The 25,236-nt window shown below is 72.4% G+C and carries 26 protein-coding genes; 12 read left to right on the forward strand and 14 right to left on the reverse strand.

What is annotated here, in order from left to right; genetic code table 11:
- Positions 1-139 precede the first annotated feature (139 nt).
- From NO900_RS04600 to NO900_RS04615, 4 genes are all read right to left on the reverse strand, one after another.
- Positions 140-832, reverse strand: a complete 693-nt coding sequence (locus NO900_RS04600) for a competence/damage-inducible protein A (protein ID WP_256408043.1) — start codon at positions 830-832, stop codon at positions 140-142.
- A 94-nt stretch (positions 833-926) separates the two neighbouring features.
- Complete coding sequence (locus tag NO900_RS04605) at positions 927-1,691, reverse strand: DUF5803 family protein (RefSeq protein WP_256408044.1); 765 nt, start codon at positions 1,689-1,691, stop codon at positions 927-929.
- A 4-nt stretch (positions 1,692-1,695) separates the two neighbouring features.
- Entirely contained in the window at positions 1,696-2,391 is a 696-nt protein-coding gene (locus tag NO900_RS04610; RefSeq protein WP_256408045.1) for a DUF2110 family protein, read from the reverse strand.
- A complete protein-coding gene (locus tag NO900_RS04615) occupies positions 2,391-2,915 on the reverse strand; it encodes a transcription factor (protein ID WP_256408046.1) in 525 nt (174 codons plus the stop codon). The genes NO900_RS04610 and NO900_RS04615 overlap by 1 nt, the downstream gene beginning before the upstream one ends.
- Before the next feature lie 178 nt (positions 2,916-3,093).
- Between NO900_RS04615 and NO900_RS04620 the strand changes: the two genes are divergently transcribed.
- On the forward strand, positions 3,094-4,110 hold the full coding sequence (locus NO900_RS04620) for a hypothetical protein (RefSeq protein ID WP_256408047.1): 1,017 nt from the start codon (positions 3,094-3,096) through the stop codon (positions 4,108-4,110).
- A 55-nt stretch (positions 4,111-4,165) separates the two neighbouring features.
- On the opposite strand, the gene NO900_RS04625 is transcribed toward NO900_RS04620, so the two are convergent.
- Positions 4,166-5,740, reverse strand: a complete 1,575-nt coding sequence (locus NO900_RS04625; protein WP_379792029.1) for a PAS domain-containing protein — start codon at positions 5,738-5,740, stop codon at positions 4,166-4,168.
- Positions 5,741-5,815: 75 nt separating this feature from the next.
- On the opposite strand from NO900_RS04625, the gene NO900_RS04630 reads away from it, so the two are divergent.
- A complete protein-coding gene (locus tag NO900_RS04630) occupies positions 5,816-7,297 on the forward strand; it encodes an ATPase domain-containing protein (RefSeq protein WP_256408048.1) in 1,482 nt (493 codons plus the stop codon).
- Between the two features lie 21 nt (positions 7,298-7,318).
- Here NO900_RS04630 and NO900_RS04635 read toward each other — a convergent pair whose 3' ends face one another.
- The gene (locus tag NO900_RS04635; protein ID WP_256408049.1) at positions 7,319-7,909 is read right to left on the reverse strand and encodes a tRNA (cytidine(56)-2'-O)-methyltransferase; all 591 of its coding nucleotides are present in this window, start codon (positions 7,907-7,909) and stop codon (positions 7,319-7,321) included.
- A 169-nt stretch (positions 7,910-8,078) separates the two neighbouring features.
- On the opposite strand from NO900_RS04635, the gene NO900_RS04640 reads away from it, so the two are divergent.
- Complete coding sequence (locus NO900_RS04640; RefSeq protein ID WP_256408050.1) at positions 8,079-9,161, forward strand: phosphoribosylaminoimidazolesuccinocarboxamide synthase; 1,083 nt, start codon at positions 8,079-8,081, stop codon at positions 9,159-9,161.
- A gap of 411 nt (positions 9,162-9,572) precedes the next feature.
- Here NO900_RS04640 and NO900_RS04645 read toward each other — a convergent pair whose 3' ends face one another.
- Positions 9,573-12,293: an AAA domain-containing protein gene (locus NO900_RS04645; protein WP_256408051.1), complete on the reverse strand. Its 2,721-nt coding sequence runs from the start codon at positions 12,291-12,293 to the stop codon at positions 9,573-9,575.
- A 113-nt stretch (positions 12,294-12,406) separates the two neighbouring features.
- Here NO900_RS04645 and NO900_RS04650 point away from each other — a divergent pair, with 113 nt between their 5' ends.
- Positions 12,407-12,958, forward strand: a complete 552-nt coding sequence (locus tag NO900_RS04650; protein ID WP_256408052.1) for a hypothetical protein — start codon at positions 12,407-12,409, stop codon at positions 12,956-12,958.
- Between the two features lie 428 nt (positions 12,959-13,386).
- On the opposite strand, the gene NO900_RS04655 is transcribed toward NO900_RS04650, so the two are convergent.
- Positions 13,387-13,755, reverse strand: a complete 369-nt coding sequence (locus tag NO900_RS04655) for a cupin domain-containing protein (protein WP_256408053.1) — start codon at positions 13,753-13,755, stop codon at positions 13,387-13,389.
- A gap of 74 nt (positions 13,756-13,829) precedes the next feature.
- Positions 13,830-14,741, reverse strand: coding sequence for a 1,4-dihydroxy-2-naphthoyl-CoA synthase (locus NO900_RS04660; RefSeq protein WP_256408054.1), 912 nt, complete (start codon positions 14,739-14,741; stop codon positions 13,830-13,832).
- A 227-nt stretch (positions 14,742-14,968) separates the two neighbouring features.
- Between NO900_RS04660 and NO900_RS04665 the strand changes: the two genes are divergently transcribed.
- The 3 genes from NO900_RS04665 to NO900_RS04675 are packed head-to-tail and all read left to right on the forward strand — an operon-like array spanning position 14,969 to position 17,594.
- Positions 14,969-15,994: an ABC transporter substrate-binding protein gene (locus tag NO900_RS04665; RefSeq protein WP_256408055.1), complete on the forward strand. Its 1,026-nt coding sequence runs from the start codon at positions 14,969-14,971 to the stop codon at positions 15,992-15,994.
- Positions 15,994-16,797 (forward strand): ABC transporter permease, encoded by an 804-nt coding sequence (locus NO900_RS04670; protein WP_256408056.1) that lies wholly within the window; start codon positions 15,994-15,996, stop codon positions 16,795-16,797. Before NO900_RS04665 ends, NO900_RS04670 begins: the two co-directional genes overlap by 1 nt.
- Positions 16,785-17,594: an ABC transporter ATP-binding protein gene (locus tag NO900_RS04675; RefSeq protein ID WP_379792032.1), complete on the forward strand. Its 810-nt coding sequence runs from the start codon at positions 16,785-16,787 to the stop codon at positions 17,592-17,594. Before NO900_RS04670 ends, NO900_RS04675 begins: the two co-directional genes overlap by 13 nt.
- Positions 17,595-17,598: 4 nt before the next feature.
- Here the strand turns inward: NO900_RS04675 and NO900_RS04680 are convergent, their stop codons facing one another.
- The 4 genes from NO900_RS04680 to NO900_RS04695 all read right to left on the reverse strand — a co-directional run bounded on the left by NO900_RS04680 (position 17,599) and on the right by NO900_RS04695 (position 19,358).
- Positions 17,599-17,760, reverse strand: coding sequence for a hypothetical protein (locus NO900_RS04680; RefSeq protein WP_256408058.1), 162 nt, complete (start codon positions 17,758-17,760; stop codon positions 17,599-17,601).
- Positions 17,761-17,827: 67 nt separating this feature from the next.
- Positions 17,828-18,052, reverse strand: coding sequence for a hypothetical protein (locus tag NO900_RS04685; RefSeq protein WP_256408059.1), 225 nt, complete (start codon positions 18,050-18,052; stop codon positions 17,828-17,830).
- A gap of 137 nt (positions 18,053-18,189) precedes the next feature.
- Positions 18,190-18,828 carry a deoxyribose-phosphate aldolase gene (gene deoC, locus NO900_RS04690; RefSeq protein ID WP_256408060.1) on the reverse strand — a complete coding sequence of 213 codons (639 nt, stop codon included), beginning with the start codon at positions 18,826-18,828 and terminating at the stop codon, positions 18,190-18,192.
- A 167-nt stretch (positions 18,829-18,995) separates the two neighbouring features.
- Complete coding sequence (locus tag NO900_RS04695) at positions 18,996-19,358, reverse strand: Hsp20/alpha crystallin family protein (RefSeq protein ID WP_256408061.1); 363 nt, start codon at positions 19,356-19,358, stop codon at positions 18,996-18,998.
- A gap of 157 nt (positions 19,359-19,515) precedes the next feature.
- Here NO900_RS04695 and gatD point away from each other — a divergent pair, with 157 nt between their 5' ends.
- The 4 genes from gatD to NO900_RS04715 are packed head-to-tail and all read left to right on the forward strand — an operon-like array spanning position 19,516 to position 23,508.
- Complete coding sequence (gene gatD, locus NO900_RS04700; RefSeq protein ID WP_256408062.1) at positions 19,516-20,829, forward strand: Glu-tRNA(Gln) amidotransferase subunit GatD; 1,314 nt, start codon at positions 19,516-19,518, stop codon at positions 20,827-20,829.
- Positions 20,826-21,917 (forward strand): GNAT family N-acetyltransferase, encoded by a 1,092-nt coding sequence (locus tag NO900_RS04705; RefSeq protein ID WP_256408063.1) that lies wholly within the window; start codon positions 20,826-20,828, stop codon positions 21,915-21,917. Before gatD ends, NO900_RS04705 begins: the two co-directional genes overlap by 4 nt.
- 24 nt (positions 21,918-21,941) lie before the next feature.
- A complete protein-coding gene (locus tag NO900_RS04710; protein ID WP_256408064.1) occupies positions 21,942-22,157 on the forward strand; it encodes a hypothetical protein in 216 nt (71 codons plus the stop codon).
- 46 nt (positions 22,158-22,203) lie between these two features.
- Positions 22,204-23,508: a DUF6498-containing protein gene (locus NO900_RS04715; protein ID WP_256408065.1), complete on the forward strand. Its 1,305-nt coding sequence runs from the start codon at positions 22,204-22,206 to the stop codon at positions 23,506-23,508.
- On the opposite strand, the gene NO900_RS04720 is transcribed toward NO900_RS04715, so the two are convergent.
- Positions 23,505-24,026, reverse strand: coding sequence for an HPP family protein (locus NO900_RS04720; protein WP_256408066.1), 522 nt, complete (start codon positions 24,024-24,026; stop codon positions 23,505-23,507). The genes NO900_RS04715 and NO900_RS04720 overlap by 4 nt on opposite strands.
- A gap of 178 nt (positions 24,027-24,204) precedes the next feature.
- On the opposite strand from NO900_RS04720, the gene NO900_RS04725 reads away from it, so the two are divergent.
- On the forward strand, positions 24,205-25,200 hold the full coding sequence (locus tag NO900_RS04725) for a prepilin peptidase (RefSeq protein ID WP_256408067.1): 996 nt from the start codon (positions 24,205-24,207) through the stop codon (positions 25,198-25,200).
- The last annotated feature ends 36 nt before the right edge of the window (positions 25,201-25,236 follow it).

The following is a 25,236-nucleotide window of genomic DNA, read 5'->3' on the forward strand; positions in this document are numbered from 1 at the left end:
TCCGATCTCCGCCACCGCGATCGCCGTGCTCCTCGCGAGCTTCGCCGTCACCGCCGTGTGGCTCGCGTACCTCTACCGGTAGCCGTCCCGCCGTGTCCGACCGCCCCTCCCCTCCTCGCCGCGTCGCGCGCCGGTCGGTTCACTCCGACTCGACCAGCGTCGACCGCTCCCGTACCCACTCGGCGGCGCGCTCGGCCTCCGCCGCGCTCGTCGCCGTGATCTTCACCCGGACGCTCTCGCCCGGGTAGGAGCCGACGCTCACGTCGAACGCCTCCTGCAGCTCCGTGAACCGGTCGAGCAGGGCGCTCTCCGGCTCGTCGACGTCGACCGTGACGGTGTGGGTCGGCGTCCCCTCGAACTCGTCGGCGACCGACTCGAACATCGCCTTCATCTCGGTCGGCACGCCGGGCAGGACGTACACCGACTCGACCACGGCGCCCGGCGCGACGCCGGCCTCGTTCGCGAGCGGCCGGCAGCCGGCCGGCAGGTGCGTCGTCTCCGCCGCGAGGTCGTCGGCGCTGTACCCGCGCTCGGCGAGCCACGCCGCGGCCTCCTCGTTCCGTTCGAGCTCCCGACCGAAGGCCGCCGCGACCCCGTCCATCGTCACGTCGTCGTGCGTCGGGCCGAGCCCGCCGGTGACGACCACCGCGTCGTACTCGGCGTGGTACTCGTTGACGACGCGCGCGATCTCGCCGACCTCGTCGGGGACGACCGTCACCCGGCGGACGACGACCCCGCGCTCGTCGAGCCGGTCGCAGAGCCACGTCGCGTTCGTGTTCTCGGTGTCGCCGACGAGGAGCTCGTCCCCGACGGTGACGACGGCGGCGTTCATACCCCCGACAAGGCGACGCGTACTCAAAAGCGTCCGCGTTCGGCGCGTCGGCCGGCCTCCGTCCGAGAGCGGCCCAGGGGGACTCGGGGGCCGGCTACTCGTCGTCGTCGTACACGCCGAGTCCCAGCTCCCGGCGCTGCTCCTTGAGCGCCTCCAGCTGGCGACGGAAGTACGCGACTCCCACGACCGCCGCGACGACCGCGACGGCGAGGATCACGCCGAAGACGAGCAGGTCGGTCTCGCGGTACGACTGGACCACGACCGACCCGCCCTCGACCGACTCCCAGGTGATCCGGTCGCGGCCGTCGACCGTCTCGACCTCGTAGTCGCGCGGCGCGACGTGCCCCACGACCGGGAAGTCGGTGCTGAACCCGGGCGGGAGCGTCACCGCGTAGGACCCGTCGACGTACGCCAGCGTGGTGAACCGCCGGGGCGAACCGGCCGCCGAGAAGGCGACCCGTCCCTCGCCCGTCCCCTCGGGGAAGCGGACCCACGTCTCGTCGGGCGTGCGGTCGACCTCGCCGCCGCGGGCGCGGAACTCGGTGCCGTTGAGCACCTCGCCGTCGGCGGTCCGGTACCGGAACGCCTCGAACTCCAGCGGCTGGTCGCCCGCGTACGGCGTCTGCCTGTACAGCCTGAGCTCCTCGACCCCGGAGACGTCGTACACCGCCGTGTACCGATTCCCCGTCGAGAGGTTGAACGCGGCGTCGCGCTCCGTGTCGAAGTCGTACTCGTGGGGCGGCTCCGCGTCGAGGGTCTCGTTCGCGACCTCGCCGCCGTCGTTGACGTAGTTGAGACAGCCGGCACTGACCGCGAGCAGCGCGACGACGGCGACCGCGAGGGCGAAGCGTTTGTTCACGGGTTCAGACGACGCAGCGCATCTCGGCCGGGAGGTACGAGCCGATCGCAGCGAGTAGTCCCGGCGGGTCGGTGTTCTCCGTACAGACGATGCTCTGTTCGAGGAGGCCGAGTCGCTCGACCGTGACGATGTCCTGCGCGTGGCCCGCGCGGTTCACCGTCGCGCGCACCTCGCCGCGGGTGGCCGAATTGACGTTGACCCGGCCGTTCCCGCGCTGCCAGTCGTACAGGCGGTCGCGCTCGGCGTCCGCGAGGCGGCTCGGCTCGGCGTCCGGGTCGCCGGCGTCGCCGCCGTAGACGAACCGGATGGAGAGGTGCTGGACCAGCCCGAACCGCTCGACGACCTGCTCGGGGGAGCCCCGACCCAGGCCGATCTCGTCGGCGGGGATCCGCACCTCGACGCCGGCGTCGAGGACGAACCCGTCGTCGTCCCACGATTCGAGGGTCCCGACGTACTCCCCGCCCGCTTCGAGGCCGCCGTCGTGGGCGACGATCTCGCCCCACGTCTCCGCGAGGACGTTGCGGGCGACCGCGGCGTCCTCGCCGCTCACGTCCACCTGCACGAAGCCGTCGCCGCGGACGCCGACGTGCCAGTCGACGCTCAGCTCGCCGACGTCGTTGGCGACGAGCGAGTCCATGCCGTCGAGCGCGCGGTCGCGGGCGTCGCCCTCGACGTAGCACTTGGTTGCGAGGACGACCATCAGCCCGTCACGTCCACGTTGAGCTCGTCGCGCAGCTCCTCGACGCGCCGGCCCATCGCCTCGCGGAGCCGGTCGTTGTCCATCGCTTCGAGCGGCGAGCCGCACTCGGGGCACTCGAAGCCGAAGTCCATCGCCTCGCCGAACTCGAAGCGCATCGAACACACCTCACAGAGGTAGAACTCGTGGGTGCGCTCGTACTCCTCGCGGTCCTCCAAGGCGTCGAGCAGGCGGTACATCTCCTCTTCGAGGTTCTCCGGGATGTTGTCGTAGTGGAACGTCCAGAGGTACGTGAGCCACCCGGAGTCCTCGTCGCGCACCCGGCGGTAGGTGGCGAGGTCGTTCTCGTACAGGATGAACAGCGCGCGGCGGACGTCGTTGAGCTCTAAGCCGAGCTCCTCGGCCAGCTCCTCGTCAGTGACCTCGCCGTCCGGCGGCGCGGCCGCGACCGGCATCCCCGTCGGCCCCACCAGCTCGTGGAGGTACTTCTGGATGACGGGGTCGTTCAGTAGATCCTCAAAAGCCATTACGCGAAACTGGTGGTGGAATCGGGTTAAAAGCTCCGAAAGGGCCACCGTCGACCGGCTCCGCCGGCCCCGGCGGCGCTCGTCGCGCGGGGGGACGCTCCGCGACCGGGACGGGCGCCGCGGAGCCGCCGACGGCTCCGGCAGAGCTTTACGCGGCCCCTCGCACCACCCGTGCGTGATGCGCGACTCCGACGACCCGCGCGACCGACCCGACTTCGGGCGACGGGTGCGCCTCAGGCGGGCGGTCGGCGCGCTCGCGCTCGCGGCGGTCCCGGCGCTGCTCGTCGCCGCGCCGCTCGTCCCCCTCGCCGCCCTCCTCGGTCCCGCCGGTCTCGGCGTCCTCGCTCCCGCCGCCCTCGGGGGGATCCCCCCGGTCGTCGCCGCCGCGCTCGCCGCGGTCGTCCTCGGTCCCGGCGGTTCGGCGCTCCTCGGCCCGGTCCTCGTCGACCGCCGGATCGCGCGGCTCCCCGAGGCCGACGTCGACGACCGCCACGGCGCCTTCGTCGACGACCGCGTCTCGACCCTCGCCGAGGCGGTCGGCGTCGACGCCCCGGCGGTGACGGTCGTCCGCGCCGACGCGGCCAACGTCGCCGTCGCGGACGGCTACCGGGGCGCGCGGCTCGTCGTCTCGACGCGGCTGCTCGCCCTCCCGGCGGCCGACCGCGACGCCGCGCTCCGCCACGCGCTCGTCCGGCTCCGGACCCGGGAGGCGGCGGTCACGACGGCCCTGCTGCCGGCGCTGGCGCTCGTCGAGACGGTCGCGCTGCTGGCGACGGTGCTCGTCGGGCGGCGCACCGACCGGAGCGCCGCCGACCGGCGCGTCAACCGGATCCACGGGTACGAGCCCGAGGAGGACCGGGTCCCGCCGCGGGCGTACACGATCGCCGGGGTCCTGCTGTGGCTGCTCCTGCTGCCGGCGTGGGTCCCCGCCGCGGTCGGCGACCGCCTCTACGTCGGCGGGGGTCGCCGCGACGCCGACGCCGCGGTGGCGCGCCTCGGGACCGCCGAGCGCGACGGGCTCGGGAACGCGGTCGCGTTCGCGGGCGAGGCGGCCGGCGCCGCCGACTGGCCCCCCCTGCTCGACCGGCTGTCGCTCGCCTCGATGGCGGACGCCGAGACGGGTCGCGTGCGCGGGACGAGCCGACAGGAGGCCCGCTTCCGCCTGGCGCTGCTGCGGTCGAAGCGGTCGCTCTGAGACTCGTCGCCGGGCGCGCCTCGGCGTCGCCCCGGGCGCCCGACGCCGACCCCCGTCATGGGTGCGTCAGGACGACCAGCCGGACCGTGGTCCCCTCGCTCGACGTGTCGATCGCGAACTCCCCCCCCGCCTTGGCCACGACCCAGTAGATCAGCCAGATCCCCAGCCGGTCCGCGTGGTTCAGCGACGTCTCGCCGTGGTCGAGCACCTGCGTCTCGTGGTCCGGGATCCCGGGGCCGTCGTCCGCGACCTCGACCGCGATCCACTCCGCCGACTCCCGCTCGACGCGGACCTCGACGCGCGGCTCCGGGTCGTCGTTGTGCTTGACGGCGTTCTCCACGGCTTCCTCGATCGCCGTCAGCAGGCCGACCGCCGTCGTTTCGAGCGGGTCGCCGTCGGGGAGGGCGAACGATATCGCCGCCTCGGGGTACCGGTCCCGCATCCGAGACCGCAGCTCGATCAGGTGGTCGCGGAGCGCGACGCCCTCCTCGGTCGAGGCGGGCCCCGACAGCGTCCGGTCGAGCTTCTGGACCGCGGCCGCGATCCCCATCAGGTCGTCCGCCGTCTCGTCGATCACCGCCAGCGCGTCGAGCGCCTCGTCAGAGCCGTCGTCGACCGCCCGGCGAACGAGCTCCGTGTACCCCGAGATGAGGTTCATCTTGTTCCGGAGGTTGTGACTGAGCACGCGGTTCATCACTTCCAGGCGGCGCTCCCGGATCTTTCGGTCGGTGATCTCCGTCTGGAACCCGACGAAGTGCGTGACCTCCCCCTCCTCGTCGCGGATCGGGGAGATCGTGAGCCGGTTCCAGAACTTCTGGCCGTTGCGCCGGTAGTTCAGGATGTCGACCCCGACCGGCCGCTCCTCGTCGATCGCCGCCCGGAGCGTCGCGGTCGTCTCCGGGTCGGTGTCCTCGCCCTGCAGGAACCGGCAGTCGACGCCGAACATCTCGGAGCCGTAGCCGGTGAGCTCTCGGAACTCGTCGTTGGTGTACACGAGCGGGTTGTCGCCCTCGCCGTCCTCGTCGACCGCCGCGATCGTGATCCCGACCGGCGCCTCGTCCATCGCGCGCTCCTTCAGTCGGAGGTCCTCGACCGTCTCCTCGAGCTTCCGCTCCCGCGCCGCGAGCCGGAGCGAGGTGCGGCGGCGCTCGACGAGGTTCCCGATCCGGGTGCGGAGGGCCCGCTTCCGCACCGGCAGCTCGACGATGTCGTCGACGTAGTCCCAGGTGTTCTCCGTCGTCGGCCCCGCCGTGTCGTCGCTCACGAGCAGGACGAACGGGAGGAAGACGGGCGCCGCCAGCTCCCGGCGCCGCTGGATCGACCCGGCGACCCGGTTGAACTCGTGGGCGTCGAAGACGCAGCAGTCGAACGTCGAGTCGAGCGCCTCGACGTCGGTCGTCGCGTCGGTCCGGAACCGGTCGCTCAGCGCTTCGGCCACCAGCTCCCGGTCGCGTCCCGGGCGCATGAACAGCAGCACGCGGGGGTCAGCGTCCGGTTCAGGCGCGGCTCCCGCCGGGAGGTCGTCGTCGGTCCGATCGGCGGCACCGGCGGCGGCCTCCCCGGAGGCCGGATCGGCCCCGCCGCCTTCGGAGGACGTGCCGCCGGCGAGCCCGTCTGGGCCCGTATCCATTGCTCGTGAACGGTGAACGCACTGCCACTAAGAGTTACCCCTTTTATTAACTACCCGGCGCACGGACGGGGACTCATGCCCGAGCCACTGCCCGAGCGACTGTCGACCGGTATCGCGGGCCTCGACGAGGTACTGTCCGGGGGGCTGATCCCGGAGCGCAGCTACATGATCCGCGGTCAGGCGGGCAGCGGGAAGACGATCCTGAGCCTCCACTTCCTCCAGCGGGGCGTCGACGAGGGGGAGACGTCGCTGTTCGTCAACCTGGAGGAGGACGCCCGCGACCTGAAGGCGAACGCGGCCGCGCTCGGCTTCGACACCGACGCAATCGAGTTCCTCGATCTGAGCCCGAGCGCCGACGTGTTCACCGAGGAGCAGTCGTACGAGGTGTTCGCGCCCTCGGAGGTCGAGAGCGAGCCGCTCACGGAGCGGATCGTGGAGGGCGTCACCGCGGTCGACCCGGACCGCGTCGTCGTCGACCCGCTGACGCAGCTCCGGTTCCTGCTGTCCGACGACTACCAGTTCCGCAAGCAGGTCGTCGGATTCATGCGGTTCCTGAAAGATCAGGGCGCGACCGTCGTCTTCACGGTCCAGAACACCGACTCGCTGCCGACCGACGACCTGGAGTTCATCACCGACGGGACGGTCCGGCTTGGCACGGAGGAGTACGGGAAGACGATCGACGTGCCGAAGTTCCGCGGGTCGTCGACGCAGAGCGGCGACCACGCCTACCGCGTGACCGACGGCGGCATCGAGGTGTACCCGGCGCTCCAGCCCGGGAAGCACACGGGCGAGTTCACGGCGGAGCAGGTCTCGTCGGGGATCGAGGGCGTCGACGACCTGCTCCACGGCGGGCTCGAACGCGGCACGGTCAGCATCATCAGCGGGCCCACCGGGGTCGGGAAGACCACGCTGAGCACGCAGTTCATGAAGGAGGCGGCCGAGCGCGGCGAGCGCTCCGTCATCTACCTGTTCGAGGAGAACCGGCAGACGTTCCTCACGCGCTCCCGCGCCGTCGGCATCCCGGTGGACGAGATGCTGGAGCGGGGGACGCTCCGGGTGAACGAGGTGGAGGCGTTAGAGCGGTCGCCACAGGAGTTCGCCCGGATGGTCCGCGAGGAGGTCGAGGAACGCGGCGCGGACATCGTGATGGTCGACGGGATCGCGGGGTACCGACTCACGCTCCGCGGCGAGGACGGGATGATGCTCCAGCAGATGCACGCGCTGGGCCGCTACCTCAAGAACATGGGCGTGACCGCGGTGTTCATCGACGAGACGCGCAACATCACCGGGCAGTTCCAGGCGACCGTCGAGAACATCAGCTACCTCGCAGACAACATCGTCTTCCTCCGGCACCTGGAGGTGCAGGGCGAGATGCGGAAGGCGATCGGCGTGCTGAAGAAGCGGACGAGCGACTTCGAGCGCACGATCCGGGAGTTCCGCATCACGTCCGACGGCGTTCGGGTCGGCGAGCCGATGACGGGGCTGCGCGGCATCCTGAGCGGGACGCCGGAGGTCGTCGACGGCGCGGCCGGGCTGGAGACCCTCGACGAGGAGTGACGGCGCCGACGACGCTCGGAGTCACTTCGAGTCGTCGCCGCGCTCCCCGGCGTCGCTCCCCTCGCGGTCGCTCTCCCCGGCGTCGATCACGGTCTTCCCGGTCGGCTCCGGAACCACCTCGCGGTCGGCGTCGACCCACTCCCGGTCCAGCTCCTCGCCCTCGAACAGCCGGTCCAAGAACACCGCGAGCCCGGCGACCTCCGAGTGCGGCTGGTTCGTCACGCCCACGTTGAAGTCGGCGCGCTCGTACAGCGCCCACGGGACCTTCTCGCCGCCGACGACGACGAGGAGGTCCTCGCCGTCCCGGACCGCCTCGCGGACCTCGCCCTCGACGTCCTGGACGCGCTCGCCGTACATCGTGAGGTGGACCACGACGCCGTCGAACCCCCGGACGATCGCCTTCTGGTCGTCGCGGAGTTCCACCGCGAAGGGGCCGCCGAACCGGTCGGTGATGTCCCGCACCGTCTCCGCGGACTGGCCGGCGTTGGCGGGGAACACCACGCGGTCCGCCCCGAGCGCCCGGGCCGTGAGCCCGACGTGCGTCGTCATGCGGTCGTCGCGTCCCGGCCGGTGGCCGTACCGGAGGACGACGACCTCGCGCGCCTCTTGCATGGCCGGCGATGCGCCCGCGACGGGTGTGGTCCTTTCGATGCGGTCGCGGCGCCGAGACGGCGAGCGCGCGCCGCGAGCACGGCACGGTCGTGGATCGTTCGACCGATCGAAGCCGAGCGGTGCACACGTAACTGAAAGGTTCATGGGGGAGGCGGTCGCCGACTGTGGTATGACGAGCGTCAAGGAGTTCCGCGTCGACGAGCCCGCGACCGCCGACGCGCTCGGCCGCGGCCGGTTCGTCTTCACGGACGCGTACTCGGTGTTCGACTGGGGGCAGATGCCGGACGCGATCCCGCGCAAGGGCGCGAGCCTCTGCGCGATGGGCGCGTTCAACTTCGAACTGCTGGAAGACGAGGGCGTCCCGACCCACTACCGCGGCGTCGCGGATCCCAGCCGGGACGCCGACGCGGGCGGGGCGAGCGAGCCCGAGGCCGTCCCCCTCGCCGACGCGACCGCCCCGCCGACGCAGATGGCGATCGACCTGACGCAGGTCCCCGACCTCCCGTACGAGGGCCCCGACGCGGGCTACGACTACGACGCCTTCCACGTCGCGGGGGGCGACAACTACCTCGTCCCGCTCGAAGTGGTCTTCCGGAACCGCGTCCCGGTCGGCTCCAGCCTGCGCCGACGCGCCGACCCCGCCGACTTCGGGCTCGACGGGGCGGACGGCCCGGCCGACGCCGACGGCGGCTGGCCCGACGAGCCGGTCGACCTCCCGGAACCCGTCGTGGAGTTCTCGACGAAGTACGAGGAGCAGGACCGCTACCTGACCCGCGCCGAGGCCGACCGGATCGCGGGCGCCGCCGACGTCGACGCCCTGGAGTCGCTCGCGCGGGAAGTGAACCGAGTCGTCACCGAGCGCGCCGAGGCGGCGGGCTTCTCGCACGAGGACGGGAAGATCGAGTGCCTGTACGCCGACGGCGAGCTGCGCGTCGCCGACGTGGTCGGCACCTTCGACGAGAACCGGTTCTCGTACGGCGGGCGCGGGGTCTCGAAGGAGGTCGTCCGGCAGTGGTACAAGGCGAACGATCCCGACTGGGTCGAGGCCGTGAAGGACGCGAAGGCGGCGGTCGCCGACCGCGACATCGACGACTGGCGCGAGCTCTGCGAGGAGTCGCCCGACCCGCTGCCCGACGAGGTCGTCGAGGCCGTCTCGGTCATGTACGCCGCCGGGACGAACGCCTACACCGGCCGCGAGTGGTTCGACGTCCCCGACATCGAGGCGGCGCTGGACGCGGTCGACGAGTTATAACAGAACGCGACTGACAGAGAACCGGTGGTGAACACCTCCAAAGCCCCAGCCGCTCGGTACTATGCGATCGGTGACTGCGGATCGACGGTAAACACCTCCAAAGCCCCAGCCGGGAGGACGGCGCACGCTCGCTGTGCTCCTCACTCGGTCGCTCACGGTGTTCGCTCCCTCGTTGTGGTGCTTGCGTCGCCTGCGCCGTCCTCCCGGCTGCCCCTTTGAGTCCCGCCCGACCGCAACCACACAGCACCTCACGCCTCCCCAACCTCGTCGCTGGCGGCGACAGCCGCCAGCGACTCCCTCGCGCGTGCGATTCGCGCCCTTCGGGCGCTCATCGGCACGCGCCACCGCGCCGGTGTATAAGCGATCGATGCTGTCGCTCACCGACATGAACGAATCGCGCCGATACCCGCCTCAGCGCCGCGCCCAGTCGAGCATGCGCTCGTAGAACGGCTCCGAGACGAGCGCGTCGGCGTCGCCGACGAGCGTCAGCTGCTTCCTCGCCCGGGTGAGCGCGACGTTCATCCGGCGGTGGTCCTCGAAGATCGGGCCGTCGAGGTCACCGGTCGCGACCAGCGAGACGACGATGACCTCCTTCGAGGAGCCCTGGAAGCGGTCGACCGTGTCGACGGTGACCGGCGTCCGCCGACCGATCTCCGCGACCTGCGCGCGGAACGGGGCAATGACGCCGACGTCGTCGGGGTCGACGCCGGCAGCGAGGTAGGCGTCGACGACCTCGGCGACGCGCTCGGCCTCCCGGACGTTCCGGTTCCCGTCGCGGGTCCCGTCCGGGTCGACGAAGTCGACGCCGCCCGCGAGCCCGTCGGGGAGGTCGGCGGGGTCGACGCCGAGGTCGCGGAGCGTCTGGCCGGCCACCTCGGGGGTCGCCGGGCGGAGCGCGCCGTCGTAGAACTCCGCGGACGCGAACGCCTGGATGCGCTGGCTCATCCGGTACTGGCGGTCGAGCATGACGCTCGCGTCGGGGTACGCCTCGATGAGTCGCTCGAAGAGGGACGTTCGGAGGTCGTTCTCGGCGCGCACGACCGGCGGGAGCTGCTCGTGGTCGCCGACGAGCACGAACCGGTCCGCGCGGTTGATCGCGGCGTGGGTGCCCGGCTCCGTGAGCTGGGAGGCCTCGTCGACGAGGGCCACGTCGAACTCGCACTCCCGGAGGACCCGGGAGCCGCAGGCCGCCGTGGTGGCGGCGACGACGGGGGCGTCGCGCAGCTCGGCGGCCTTCGCGTTCGGGTCGCCGCGCTGGACGAGCCGCACGTCCTGCATGTCGCCGCGGACGCCAGTCTGTGTGCCTACGCGCAGCACGTCCTCGAAGCCCTGATCGCGCAGGGCTTCGAGCGCGTTGTCGACCGCGCGGTTGGTGAACGCCGAGAGCAGCACCCGGTTCCCCTCCTCGACGAGCGCGCGGATCGTCCGCGCGATGGTGTACGTCTTCCCGGTCCCCGGCGGGCCGTGGATCAGCGCGCAGTCCTCGGCGTCGACGGCGAGCTCGACGGCCTCGTTCTGGGCGTCGTTGTTGCCGATGTAGGCGTCGGGGGCGTCCGGGTCGTCGCTCCCCGGCACTCCAGCCGGACGGTCGGCGGCGTCCCGAAACTCCGGCTCGCGCCGCCCGAACAGCACGTCCTTGCGCGCGTCGCTCCCCTTCAGGATCGCGTCGTGGAGCGCGGTGAGCGAGCGGTCGACCGAGATCTCCGAGGGGTAGACGTCGAGCCGCCGGAGCTCGACCGGCTCGTCGGTCTCGACGACGACCTCGTCGCCGCACAGCCCGGTGATCCGGCCGAGCTCGCCGTGGCCGCTCACGGGGTCGCCGTCGCTCGCGAGCGCCACGTCGCCCTCGCGGAGCTTCGAGACGGCGTCGTCGGGCTTGCGGGCGCGCAGCTCCCACCGCGCGTCGTCGATCTCGGTCTGCGAGACCGGTTCGAGGTCGATCAGCGCGCGGTCGTCGGCCGCCCGCTCTTCCGGGGTCTGCTCCCACAGCTTCCGGTACTCGGCGTGCGTCTCGCGGCGCTCCTCTTCGAGGGCGACGTAGAAGCGGTCGAAGTAGTCGCGCTCCGCGTCGGGGACCGGCGTCCCGACCGACTCCGCCTTCGACTCCTGGTCGAGGCGGCCCGAGACGACCATGCAGGTGTCCTGCTCGAAGCAGTACTCGCACTTCGCGTCGGCCTCGTACCCGGTCGGGACGGTCGGGCGCTCGCCGGGCTCGTTGAGCGCGCGCCACTCCATCGCCGCGAGGGCGTTGCGCTCGCGGACGACGAACTCCAAGAGGCCCCGGCCCACCGAGAACTCCTTGGCGGGCGCGAGGTCGCCCGACTCCTCGTTGCGGTCGAGGGCGGTGTTCTTCGTGTACAGCAAGGTCCCGATGTCGGGGTCGACGCCGCGCTCGTCGAGCATGAGCGCGTAGCAGGCCGCCTGGATCTTGTCGTGGAAGCGCGGCTCGCGCTTGGTGTTCTTCCCGGTCTTCAGCTCGACCGGGGTCCCCCGGCGGAGCGCGTCGGCGCGGCCCTTCAGGCCGAACGTCGGCGAGATGAGGGTGAACTCCGACCGCCAGGTGTCCTCGTCGGAGAGCGTTCCCTGCGCGAGCCACCCCTCGATCGCGGCCGCGTTGCGGCGCACCTCGTCGGCGACCTCCTCGGGCTCGTACCCCAGCAGGCCGAGTTCGAGCCCGGCCTCCTCGACGCGGTCCGCGACCGACGCCTCCAGCTCCATCCCGCGGAGCAGGTCGCCGAACACCTCGTGGACGATCGTCCCCTTGACCACCGGGTAGTTGAGCGGGATCCCGGAGAGCTTGTTCAGGTAGTACATCCGCGGGCACTGCACCCACGACCGGATCCCGGTCACGTCGACGAGGAAGTCGGGTTCGAGCACGACCCACGAGTCGCCCGTCGTCGCGTACCCCGTCTCGCCGCCGAACTCGTCCGCCTCGGCGTCAGTGATGAGGAGCTCCATCCCCGGCTCGGCGTGCTCGGCGGTCTCCGCCCACTTCCCCCACAGCGTCACGTCGACCGGGTCGGCCGCGCCGCGCTCGGGCCGGACCCGGAGCTCGCGGAGCTCCCGGTCCCCGTGCGACGTCGACACCGTCCGCGCCTCCCCGACGGAGAGGATCGGCCCCCGAACGTTCACGGCCGTCATCGGCGGCGGCCTCGAAAAACGCTGTCGGTGGGGGTCGATCCCGTCGTCCGCTCCCCGCCGCGACCGACACGCTCAAGCGCGTCTCTCCGCTACCATACGCCGACATGCGCGTACGAGACTGGGACGACATCCTCGCGGACGTCGCGAGCGACTCGACCGACCCGGACGGCTGGCGGGCCGTCGCCGGCTCCCGGCGCGAGGGGCTCGGCGAGGACCTCTACTTCGGCCACCCGAACGTCGGCGTCTACCACCTCAAGACGTACGCGAAGAACCCCCGCGACCTCCGCGGCGTCGGCGCGCGCGTCGCTCGCAAGGTCGACGGCGAGCTCGATCCCCTCCTCCCGGACGAGGAGTCCGCCGGCCGGTTCGCGGTGCGGTCGCCGCCCGAGGACGAGGAGGCGGCGAAGGACGCCGCGACGCGGCTCCGCGAGACGCTGAAGGTCCACGCCGAGGCGCCGACCGACCCCGACCACCTGTTCGAGGACGTGATGGAGGCGATCGACGCGCCGGCGTTCGGCCCGATGGACTACCGGTTCGACGGGCGCCCGGACGAGCTCGACGAGCTCTCCGAAACCTTCGACGAGGCCGAGGCGCTCCTCTCGGCGGAGCTCGACGACCTGATCGACGAGGACGACGTCGACCGCGGCTTCCATTAATAAGCGGGCTTCCGGAGCGCCAACTCGGTGCTCGCGGAGCAAGCGTGATTCAGCGCCACTCGCTTCGGTCCGATCGCGATCGGTCCGCTCGCCGTGACGACCTCCAAAGCCCCAGCCGCTCGGTGATACACTCCTGATTCCAGAACGACAGTGACGACCTCCAAAGCCCCAGCCGCGACGACTCGGGGGCCTTGCTGCGCGCCTCGCTCAGTCGCTTCCGCTCCTTCGCTGCGGTGCTTGCTGCGGCCACCTTCGTCCTCGCGGCTGCCCCTTTGAGTCCCGCCCCGGACCGCTCCGCACCGCAGCCTCACACCTCCCCAGCCTCGTCAGTCGCCGTCGCTTCGCTCCGGCGACTGACTCCCTCGCGCGTGCTCCTCGCGCCCGCTGGGCGCTCGGCGGCACGCGCCACCGCACAGCGAATCCCCGGCTCAGTCGTCAACCTGCTCCAGATCCTCCCTGGTCAACTCGTTCTCCACGTCGCCCGTGTTCCGCGTGCCGGCCGGCTCGAACAGGAGGATGTTCGCTTCCGGCTCGGCGACCGGGCGGTGCTCGGTCCCGCGGGGGACGACGAGCAGTTCGCCTTCCTCTAGGACCGCGTCGTCGCGATCGCGGAACTCGATCCGGAGGCGCCCCTCGGTGACGAGGAACAGCTCGTCGGCGTCGGCGTGGCTGTGCCAGACGAACTCGCCCTCGGCCTTCGCGAGCTTCACGGCCTGTCCGTTCAGCTCGCCGGCGAGGCGCGGGTCCCAGCGCTCGTCGATCGACGCGAACGCGTCCGCGAGGGTCACCTTCTCCATGCGCGCCCGTTGGCGTGGCGGCGGTTAAACCGTGGCGCGTGGGTCGCGCCTCCGGAGCGCGGTCGACGGCCGACTCAGTAGTGCCAGGGGTAGTCGCGGAACTCCGGCTCGCGCTTCTCTAAGAACGCGTCTCGGCCCTCCTGGGCCTCGTCGGTCATGTACGCCAGGCGGGTCGCCTCGCCCGCGAACACCTGCTGCCCGACCATGCCGTCGTCGGTCATGTTGAACGCGTACTTCAGCATGCGCATCGCGGTCGGCGACTTCTCCGTCATTTCGTCGGCCCACTCCAGCGCGACGTCCTCCAGCTCCTCGTGCGGGACGGCCTCGTTGACCATCCCCATGTCCGCGGCCTCCGCGGCGGAGTAGGTCTTGCCGCGGAAGAACACCTCGCGGGCCTTCTTCTGACCGATCTGTTTGGCCAGGTAGGCGGACCCGAACCCGCCGTCGAAGGAGGCGACGTCGGGGTCGGTCTGGAGGAACTTCGCGTGCTCGTCGCTCGCGAGCGTCAGGTCGCAGACGACGTGGAGCGAGTGACCGCCGCCGACCGCCCAGCCGGGGACGACCGCCACGACCGGCTTCGGCATGAACCGGATCAGCCGCTGGACCTCCAGGATGTGGAGCCGGCCGGCGCGCGCCTCCCTGACGAGCGGGTCGTCCCCGTCGCCCGCCTCGTCGCCGTCGCGGTACTCGTAGCCGGAACCGCCGCGGACCGACTGGTCGCCGCCGGAACAGAACGCCCAGCCGCCGTCCTCCTCCGAGGGGCCGTTCCCCGTGAGCAGGACGCAGCCGACGTCCGCCTGCTTGCGCGCGTGGTCGAGCGCGGCGTACAGCTCGTCGACGGTGCCGGGCCGGAACGCGTTCCGGACCTCGGGGCGGTCGAACGCGATCCGGACGACCGGCACGTCGACGCCGCGGTGATAGGTGACGTCGTCGAACTCGTCCGTCACCCGCTCCCACGCGTCGGGGTCGAAGATCTCCGAGACCATGCGTCCCCGTTGGCGGCCGATCGCATAAACGACGGCGGGTCGGTCGCGTCGACGCCGCGGGTTTCGCAGATGTTGCATCAATCGATGACGACCGTTCTCGACTTGACACGCGCGAGTCGACACTCGAAGCGCTATCGGGGCCGATCCGTCCGAATCCGGCCGTCATCGAAATCGGCCTTCGTTGCTGGTGACGCGGGGGTGTTGCCCGCGGCGGCCGTTTACGACGTATGTACGACACACGCGCACCGACGTCGCGTCGGTCCGTCCTCGCCGCGTCGGGCGGCGCCGCGACGCTCGGGCTCGCGGGCTGTCTCGGCGGCGGTGGCGGCGGTCTCGACGAGCTGACGGTCGCGCATATGCCGATCTATCCCGACCTCCAGTGGTACGTGATGGAGGGCGAGGGGTACTTCTCCGAGATCGACGCCGAGGTCACGGGGCAGGAGTTCACCGACGGCCCGGCGATCGTTCAGGCGTTCGGGGGCGGCGACATCGATATCGCCATGTTCGGGATCGTGCCGGCGATGATCGTCATCGACCGGGGGATCCCCGCGCAGGTGACCGCGGCGAACATCCGCGAGCCGATGGGGATCATGGCCGAGGAGTCGTTCCACGAGCCGTTCGAGGCCGAGGGCGGCGACGCGTTCGCGACGTGGGCCGAGGCGAACGGCCGCCCCTTCCGCTTCGGCACGTTCCCGCAGGGGAGCGTCCCGGACGTGCTGCTCCGGTACTGGCTCCAGGAGATCGGCGTCGACCCCGAGTCGAACGAGGACGTCGAGATCATCGAGATCAACGGCGCCAGCGCGGTCTGGCAGGCGATCGCGAACGACGAGATCGACGGGACCTCGATCATGGAGCCGGTGCCGACGATCGCCGCCGAGGAGGGCTCGTCCGTCACGATGCTCCGGACCGCCGCCGAGATCCTCCCCGGCCAGCCCGCGGCCGTCACGCTGATGAGCGACGCGGTCCGCGAGTCGCCGCTGGCCGCGCAGTTCCTCGAACAGCACGTCCGCGCCACCGAGTTCATCGACGAGAGCCCGGACGCGACGGCCCAGCACGTCGAGTCGGGGATCGGGATGCCCGCCGACCGCGCCCGGCGCGCGCTCGACTCGCCGCTGTCGAACTTCGTCACCGACCCCCGGGAGATCGCCGAGGCGACCCCGGTGTTCTCGGAGTTCGCGGCGAACAACGGGCAGATCGAGGCACAGCTGTCGAACGAGGCGATCTTCGACTTCGAGATCTACGACTCGCTCTGATGTCGACCGACACCGGTAGCCGGTTCGACGGGGGAGCGCTCCGCGCCGGCCTCGGCCTCGGCGACCCGCGGCGACTCCTCCGCGGCGCCGCCGGCGTTATCGGCTTCGTCGTCGTCTGGCACCTGGTCTCGCTCACGCAGCCGGCGTACGTGCTGCCGTCGCCGGCGGCGGTCGCCGACGCGTTCGCCGAGGAGCTCGCGTCCGGCACGATGACGGCCGCGCTGACGTCGAGCGTCCGCCACTGGGTCCCGGGGACGATCGTCGGCACGGGGCTCGGCGTCGCCGCCGGCGTCGCGTTCTCCTGGAGCGACCTCCTCGACGACGTGACTGCGCCGCTCGTGCGGACGCTCCGACCGGTCCCCCCGCTCGCGCTGATCGGCTTCGCGATCGCGTGGTTCGGGATCAACGACGCGGGCGCGGCGTTCATCATCGCCGTCGGCGCCTTCTGGATCAACTACTACGCGGCGTACGAGGCCGTCGAGGGGATCTCCGAGGACCTGCTCGACGTGGGCCGCACGCTCGGCGTCCGCGGCGACCTCGACATGGTCCGGTCGGTCGTCCTCCCGGCGTCGCTCCCGGGGATCCTCACCGGGGTCCGGACCGGCCTCGGGCGCTGCTGGATGCTCGTGGTCGCCTCCGAGATATTCGGCGTGCCGGGCGTCGGCCGCGAGATCCTGCGCGCGAGCAACAACCTCCTCGTCGACACGGTGATCGCGTACATCCTCGTGTTGAGCCTGATGTACCTCCTCGTCGACGTGGCGTTCCGCGCCGTCCAGCGGAGGGTGTTAGTGTGGCGGGCGTGAACGACGGGCCGATGACGGCCGACGGTCGCACGGGCGCGGCCGCCGGGGAGTCCGGGGTCGTCGTCGACGGCGTCGGCAAGACGTACGACGGCGACGGGACGCCCGTCCGCGCGCTCGACGACGTCTCCTTCGGGGTCGAGAGCGGCGAGTTCGTCTGTCTCGTCGGCCCGTCCGGATGCGGGAAGACGACGCTGTTCCGGGTCATCGCCGGGCTCACCGACGCCACCGACGGGGAGGTCCGAGTCGCCGGCACCCCGGTCACCGGACCGACGACCGACATGGGCGTCGTCTTCCAGGAGTACCACCTGTTCCCGTGGCTCACCGTCGAGGAGAACGTCGGGTTCGGGCTCGAACGGAGCGACCGGTCCGCGGCCGAGCGCGCGGAGCGGGTCGACGAGATGCTCGACCTCGTCGGGCTCTCGGAGTTCCGGGAGTCGTACCCGAAGTCGCTGTCGGGCGGGATGAAACAGCGCGTCGCCATCGCGCGGGCGCTCGCGGTCGACCCGGAACTGCTCCTGATGGACGAGCCGTTCGGCGCGGTCGACGCGCAGACCCGGGAGATGCTCCAGCGTGAGCTGCTCGACGTGTGGGCGTCGACCGGGAAGACGGTGCTGTTCGTCACCCACGACGTCGCCGAGGCGGTGACGCTCGCCGACCGGATCGTCGTGATGGCCGCCGAGCCGGGCCGCGTCGCCGAGGTGGTCGACGTCGGCGTCGACCGCCCCCGCGAGCGCGGCGACCCGGCCTTCGGCGAGCACGTCGCCCGCGTCCGGGAGCTGATCGGCGCGGGGCCGTAGCTCGCTAGCTGTCCCCGTCGGCGGCGGCCGCCAGCTCGTCCATCCGGGTCCGTATCACCGACAGCGTCGCGTCGGCGTCGGCGTACCCCCGGTCGTAGTCGTCCAGCGCGGACTCGGTCTCGTCGAGGAACCGCTCGACGGCGGCCTCGACCGACTCGTCGCTCATGCCCCCCGGTTCGGTCGCCGGTCTGTTAACCCCTCGGTAGGAGCTCCGGCCTCCCCGAGCGCGCGACTCAGCGCCGGCGCAGCGCGTACGTCGCGTAGCTGACGGCGACGAGCAGCCCGACCGACAGCAGGCTCCCGTACAGCGCCGGCGAGACGGCGACGTACTCGCCGAACGGGTCCGTGAGGGCGAGCACGCCCACGGTCAGCGCGACCGAGATGAGGATGCCGATCGCACCGAACGCCTTGAACGCCGTGTCGAGGTCCGGACGCGGCGATCCGCGCGAGTGACTCATACCCCCGCGTAGACGCTCCGGTAATAAATGCCCACGACGGGATTCTCACGCCGAGGGAACGGGCGACTGCGGGCGAGCGGCGGACGGCTGGAACCCCGGAAACCGAGCGGGCGCGGTCGGGCCGCCCCCCGGCGCCGTCACTCGGGGTACCCCTCGACGATCTCGACGCCGGAGGAGGCGCCGATCCGCGTCGCGCCCGCGTCGAGCATCGCCCGCGCCTCCTCGTAGGAGCCGACGCCGCCGGAGGCCTTCACCGGGAGGTAGCCGCTCATCAGCTCTACGTCCGCCACCGTGGCGCCGCCGTCGGCGAACCCGGTAGAAGTCTTCACCATGTCGGCGTCGGCCTCGACGGCGGCCTCGCAGGCGCGGCGCTTCTCGGCGTCGGACAGGAGCGCGGTCTCGATGATGACCTTCACCGGGACCGGCACCGCGGCGACGACGCCGGCGATCTCGGCGGCGACGGCGTCGTCCTCGCCGGCCTTCAGGCGACCGACGTTGATCACGAGGTCGAGCTCGTCGGCGCCGTCCTCCCACGCGGCGACCGCCTCGTCGCGCTTCGCCGCGGGCGCGTGCTGCCCGTGCGGGAACCCGACGACGGTCGCGATCGTCGACGGGGCGCCGTCGCGGTCGGCCGCCTCGGCGACGTAGCAGGGCGGGATACAGGCGTTCATCCCGTGCTCGGCGGCCTCGTCGAGGACGGTCTCGACGTCCCCCCACGTCGTCTCCGGGCCGAGAACGGTGTGGTCGATGCTGGCGGCGAACGCGTCGCGGTCCATGCGCTCACGGTCCTCGCGACCGATAAAAGGCGTATCGACCGAGGGAGGCGCGCCGACTGGAAGGCGCGCCGATCGGGGACGCGCACCGACCGGGGACCCGGTCCGCGACCGGTCGGCGTCGGCGGGAGAGGGTCGACGCGTGGCGTCGGCGGGAGAGAGTCGACGCGTCAGCTCTCGATCTCGATCTCGGTTCCGGTCACCGCGGCGTCGACGACGGCGGGGAGCCGCACCGTGAGGATACCGTTCTGGTAGGCGGCCTCGATGCCGTCCTCGTCGACCGTCTTCGGGAAGCGGAACCGGCGGTGGTAGGTCCGGCGCGTGCCGCGCTCCTCGTCCTCGTGTTCGGCGGCGATGTTGAGGACGCCGCTGTCCCACGAGGCCGTGATCTCCGCGGGGTCGAACCCGGGGAGCTCTACCGTGAGGACGAACTCGTCGTCCTCCTCGTACAGTTCGTAGTCGTTACCACCCGATTCGAACAGTCGGCTCGGGAAGTCGAGCCCCTGCGTCCACGAACTGGCTGGCGTCGGCATGGCCATTGCTGACCACCTCGTGTGCGGTCGATCATAGGGTAGCGATTCTATATGAATTTTACGAACCGTACGCGTTGATATCAATTGACAAGGTCGCCCTCGCGGACGGGACCCGCGAACGGTTGGATTCAAGTCCGCCGCAGGGGAAGCGGGTGGTATGCAACCGGGAGATCGCGTCCGCGTCGAGCGCGGGGACGTCACGAACGAGGGCGTACTGCTCCCCTCGACGACTCGCGACCACCTCGTCGTCAAGCTCGACGGGGGGTACAACGTCGGCGTCGACCGCGACGCGGCCGACGTGGAGGTGCTGGAATCCGGCGCCCGCGACGTGGACGACGGGGCCGACGCGGGCGGCGGCGAGGCCTCGGAGATCACCTTCGACGACGACCTGCCGACGGTGTCGCTCATCTCGACCGGCGGCACGATCGCCTCCACCGTCGACTATCGGACCGGCGCGGTCACCGCCCAGTTCGACGCCGAGGACGTGTTGCGCGCCGTCCCCGACCTGGCCGGCCGCGCGAACTACCGCGGGCGCGTCGTCGCCAACATCCTCTCCGAGAACATGGAGCCGACCATCTGGCGGGAGCTCGCCGAGGCGGTCGCCGAGGAGGTCGCGGCCGGCGCCGACGGCGTCGTCGTGATGCACGGCACGGACACGATGCAGTACTCCGCCTCCGCGCTCTCGTTCATGCTCGACTCGCCCGTCCCGGTCGTCTTCACCGGGAGCCAGCGCTCCGCGGACCGCCCCTCCTCCGACAACGTGATGAACGCGGTGTGTGCGGTCGAGGCCGCGAAGGCCGACCACGCCGAGACGCTCGTCTGCATGCACGCGAGCCCCTCCGACGACGCCTGCGCGCTCCACCGCGGCACGCGCGTCCGCAAGAACCACACCTCCCGGCGCGACGCCTTCGAGACGGTCGACGCCGAGCCCCTCGGCCGCATCGACTACGAGGCCGCGGCCGAGGCGGGCGCCGACGGCGACGCGGCCGACGCAGCCATCGAGTGGGCCCGCGAGCCGCTCCCGCGCGGACGTGGGGCCGTCGACGGTGCGGACGAGGACGCCGACCTCGCGACCGCGACCGACCTCGACGCCGACGTGGAGCTCGCGAAGTTCACGCCCGGCATGGACCCGGCCGCGTGGGACTACCTCGACGGCAAGGACGGCGTCGTGATCGAGGGGACCGGGCTCGGCCACGTCCACACCGACCTCATCCCGCGGATCGAGGAGCTCGTCGAGGGCGGCACCGTCGTCGCGATGACGAGCCAGTGCCTCGCGGGCCGCGTCTGCGACCGCGTCTACGACACCGGCCGCGACCTGCTCGACGCCGGCGTCGTCGAGGCGGGCGACACCCTCCCCGGCACCGCGAAGGTGAAGCTGATGTGGGCGCTGGCGAACCTGTCCGACCCCGCCGAGGCGATGGGCCGCGACCTCGCCGGCGAGCTGACCGAGGAGTCGCGGCCCTGGCGATGACGGCGTCGAGCGGCGGGTTCGACGTGACCGTCCGCGAGGCGCGCCCCGCCGACGCCGACGCGGTCGCGGCGTTCGCGCGGGACACGTGGGGCGAGCGCCACGACGACTACATCCCGCGCGTGTTCCCCGAGTGGGCCGCGTCCGACGACCCCGACGCCGGGACGTTCGTCGCGACGCTGCCGCCCGCGGCGGTCGCCGAGAGTGACGCGACCGTGAGCGCCGCCGACCGCCAACCCGGCGACACCCTCGTCGACGGCGACGGGGCGGGGGCGGCCGCCCCGGGCGAGCCGGAGGCCGTCGTCGGCTGCATCCAGGGCGTCATGCTCTCCGAGTGGGAGGCGTGGGGGCAGGGGATCCGGGTCGACCCCGCGGCCCGCGGCCTCGGCGTCGGGACCGCGCTCTCGGAGGCCGCGCTCGACTGGGCGCGCGAGCGCGGCGCGACCGTCTGCCGGAACATGGTCTTCTCGTGGAACGTCGCCGGGCTCGGCCAGTCGCGCGCGGTCGGCTTCGAGCCCGCGACCGAGTTCCGGTTCGCGGAGCCGACGCCCGACGCGGACGCGGTCGACGCGGCCGACGCCACGGGGGCCGGCGCCACCGAGGCCGACGGGATCGGTCCCGTCACCGACCCGGACCCGGACGCCGCGTGGGCGCTCTGGGCCGACAGCGACGCCCGCGACCACCTGCGCGGGCTGGCGCTCGACGACGGGGAGCCGTGGGCGTGCTCGGAGCTCACCCGCGAGCGGCTCCGGGTCGCGGCCGACGAGGACCGCCTGGTCGCCGTCGCCGACGCGGACGCGCTCGCCGGCGTCGCCGTCCGGACCCGCGTCTCCGAGGGCCCGGGCGACGAGGAGTGCGGGGGCGGGCCCGAGCGGACCGCCGAGTACGGCGCCGCCGCGTGGCGCGACGTCGACGCGGCGGGCGCGCTCTACGCGTCGGTCGCGGCGGACGCGGCCGCGGTCGACGCGGACGCGACCCGCGTCCTGATCCCCGAGACGGTCGACCACGTGAGCGACACCGGGGCGAACCGGGTACCGGTCGCCGCCGAGCCCGACTTCGTCATGCGGGCGGACCTCACGGGCGAACTATAAGCGTCGCCGGCCGAACGGGACACCATGACGCTCCTCTCCGGGGTCTCCCTGCCGTGGTCGCTCCCGCTCACGGTCGCGGTCTACGGGATCCTCGTCGCCGCTGCCGCGTGGATCTACCGCGATGCGAGGGCGCGCGGGAACCGATACGCGGTCGTCTGGGCGGTCGCGACCCTCGTGTTCGCCATCGTTCCCGTGCTCGCGTACCTGTACCTCCACCGCGACGCGGGACCGGCGCCGTGAGCGACGCCGGCAAGTTATAACCCCCGCGCTCGGATCCCTCGGGCGAATGCCCTCCGTCGTCCGCGACGGTTCCCTGCGAGCGGTCTCTCGGGGTCGTCGCCCTCGCGCGCTCGCGCTGCTCGTCTCGAACCTCCTCCCGCTCGTCGGCGTCGTCGCGCTCGGCTGGAACGCGGCCGCGCTGATGACGCTCTACTGGTTCGAGCTCGGGAGCGCCTCCCTCTACGCCGTCGTCCGCGCGCTGTTCGCCGGCCGCCCGTCCGAGATCGAACGCGACGCGCTGATCGCCGGCCCGCTCTCGGAGCGACGGGTCGCGCTGTCGGTCCCCCGAACCGACCTCCGGATCCGGCTCTCCTCGCTGCTCGTGCTCCCGGTCGCCGTGCCGGTCCTCGCCGTCGCCTGGCTGTTCGTCGGGGGGCTCACGGTCGGGATCGTCGCCGACGGCGGACTCGCGCCGGACGCCCTCGACACCGTGACGCTCGCGGTCGTCGCCGTCGTCGTCGGCGGGGCGGCGACGACGGCCGTCGAGTACTTCGGCCGCGGCGAGTACCGGAACCACAGCGCGCAGACGGCGCTTCGAGGCGTGTTCGCCCGCGCTGCGGCGGTCTTCCTCGGCGCGATACTCACGGTGACGCTCGTGGGCGCCGCGACGGTCGGCACCGAGGCCGAGATCGGCGCCGTCGACCCGGACGCCGTCGGGCTCCCGCTCCTGCTCGGGATCGTCGCGGCGAAGGCCGCCTTCGACCTCGCCGGGCTGTACGGCGACCGGCTGACGGCGTTCGACGAGTCGTCGGCGCTGGACCTGGGGCTCGCCTACGAGCCGCCCCCGCCCGAGCCTCCGGACGGATCGGTCGGCGAGCCGGTGCGGACGGTCCGGCAGCCGCTCCGCGCGCGGCTCGCCGGAGCGCTGGCGACGCCGATCGGTCATCCGGGGCTGTGGTACCTCGCCGCGATCCCGGCGCTCGGCGCCGCGCCGTTCGCGATCGGCGGCGACTGGGGGACCGTCGGCCTCCTCCTCGCGGTCGCCGTCGCGGTCCCGCTGGCGCTCGCCGCGCTCGACCACGAGCTCCGGTACGGGCTCGTGGCGTACCGCGCCGGCGACGACGCGCTCGTCGCCCGCGACCGCCTGTTCGGCACGCCCCTGTGGCGCGTCGAGCCGTGGGACGAGACCGGCCTGCGCGTGGAGCGGGGACGGCTCGACCGGCGGCTCGGCACCGAGACCGTCGTGATCGAGCTCCGCGACGGCGAGCGTCGGATCCCCGGGCTCGCCGACCCCGAGCCGGTCCTCGGCGCCTTCGAGAGGCGCGCGGCGCGGCCGGAGCGAGCGCGGTCGACGGTCGACCCCGAGGGTTAGCCTCCCTCGGTCCGGTAGAGCGGGTGCGCGTCGCCGACGATCCGCTTGAAAACGCGGATGACGCCGGCGTGTACCCCGACGAGCACGCTCACGCTCGCGACGATGACCGCCACCTCGACCGGGGTCGAGAGGAGGCCGAGCGAGACGATGAGCGTCGTCGCGCAGGCGGGCGCGTGGACCGCGTCGGTCGCGATCATCGCCCAGCTCGTCGCCACGAGCGAGGCGGTCGCGCTCGCCGCGAGCCGGAACCCCTCGGGGGAGAACGCGGGCGGCGTCGCGGTGAGGCTGGCGCCGGGCGCGATGAGCCACCACGCGGCGAGCCCGGCGACGCCGCCGATGAGGTGGCTGCCGACGATCCGGAGGGCGCGCCCGCGCTCGCTCCGGCGGTCGAACGCGAGCACGAACGCCGACGGCCCGAGGCTCGGGAAGACGAACGGCTGCCCGGTCCCCCACGCGATGGCGCCGAGGACGGTGAAGAGGAGCCCGGCGTACAGGCTGGTTCCGGCGCGGCGGCGCATTGCCGGGCGGTCGGAGAGGGACGCACAAGTCGCCGGCGGTTCGGCCCGCGGACCGCCGCCGGCGCCCGCGTCTCCCGGCCGGCACCCCCCGGCCGACATTTCCCGGCCGGCGGCTCGCGCTATCGGTCGCGATAGCCGAACCCGAACGCCTAATTACGCCCGCGGCGGCCGTGGGGACATGTTCGCGACGCTCCCGGACCTCCTGCGGCTGCTCGCCGTCCCCGTCTTCGCGTGGGCGGCGCTGCGGGACGTCCGGACCCGACGCCTCCCGAACCGGATCTGGCCGCCGCTGTACGCGCTCGGCGCGCTGCTGCTGGTCTGGGAGACGGCGGCGATGTGGCCGCTCGCGGGGGTCGAGGGCCGGCTGTTCCTCGTGCAGGCCGCAATCAGCGTCCTGTTCGTCGCGCCGCTCGGCTACGCGTTCTGGTACCTCGGCGCCTTCGGTGGGGCGGACGCGAAGGCCCTGATCGCGCTCGCGCTCCTCTTCCCCACTTTTCCGGAGTACGCCGTCGCCGGCGCGGAGCTCCCGCTCGTCGAGACGCGGATCGGCGTCTTCTCGCTCACGGTCCTCACGAACACGGTGCTGCTTGGGCTCGCGTACCCGCTGGGGCTCGCCGGGCTCAACCTCCTCCGCGGCGAGGTCTCGGCGAACATGTTCCTCGCCCGGCCGGTGGCGACCGAGTCCCTGTCGGACCGCCACGGCCGGCTGTACGAGGACGACGCGGGCGAGACCCGGAGCGGGCTGGACCTAGACGCGCTCCGGATGTACCTGCGGTGGCGCGGGCTGACGCTCGCCGACCTGCGCGCCGACCCGGACCGGCTCCGCGACCCGGAGAGCGTCGGCGAGACGTTCGATCCGACCGACGGCGGGACCCACGTCGGCCCGCGGACCGACGGCGGGACCGCGACCGGCGCCGGCGAGGGCGCCGCCCGCTCCGTGGACCGCCCCGACGACCCGTGGGCCGCGGAGCGCTTCCTGGCGGCGATCGACCACGGCGCGTACGGCACCGACGCCGAGACGCTCCGCGGCGGTCTGGCGGTCGTCGCCCGCGAGGACCGGGTGTTGGTGTCGCCGGGGATGCCCTTCGTCGTCCCGATGGCGGTCGGGCTGGTCGTCTCGCTGACGTACGGCGACGCGCTGTTCGCGCTGCTGGGCGCGGTCGGGCTCGTCTGAGCCGAGGGCCTCGCAGTCCGGCGGTACCGCCCGCCC

The organism is Halorubrum rutilum (assembly GCF_024494565.1).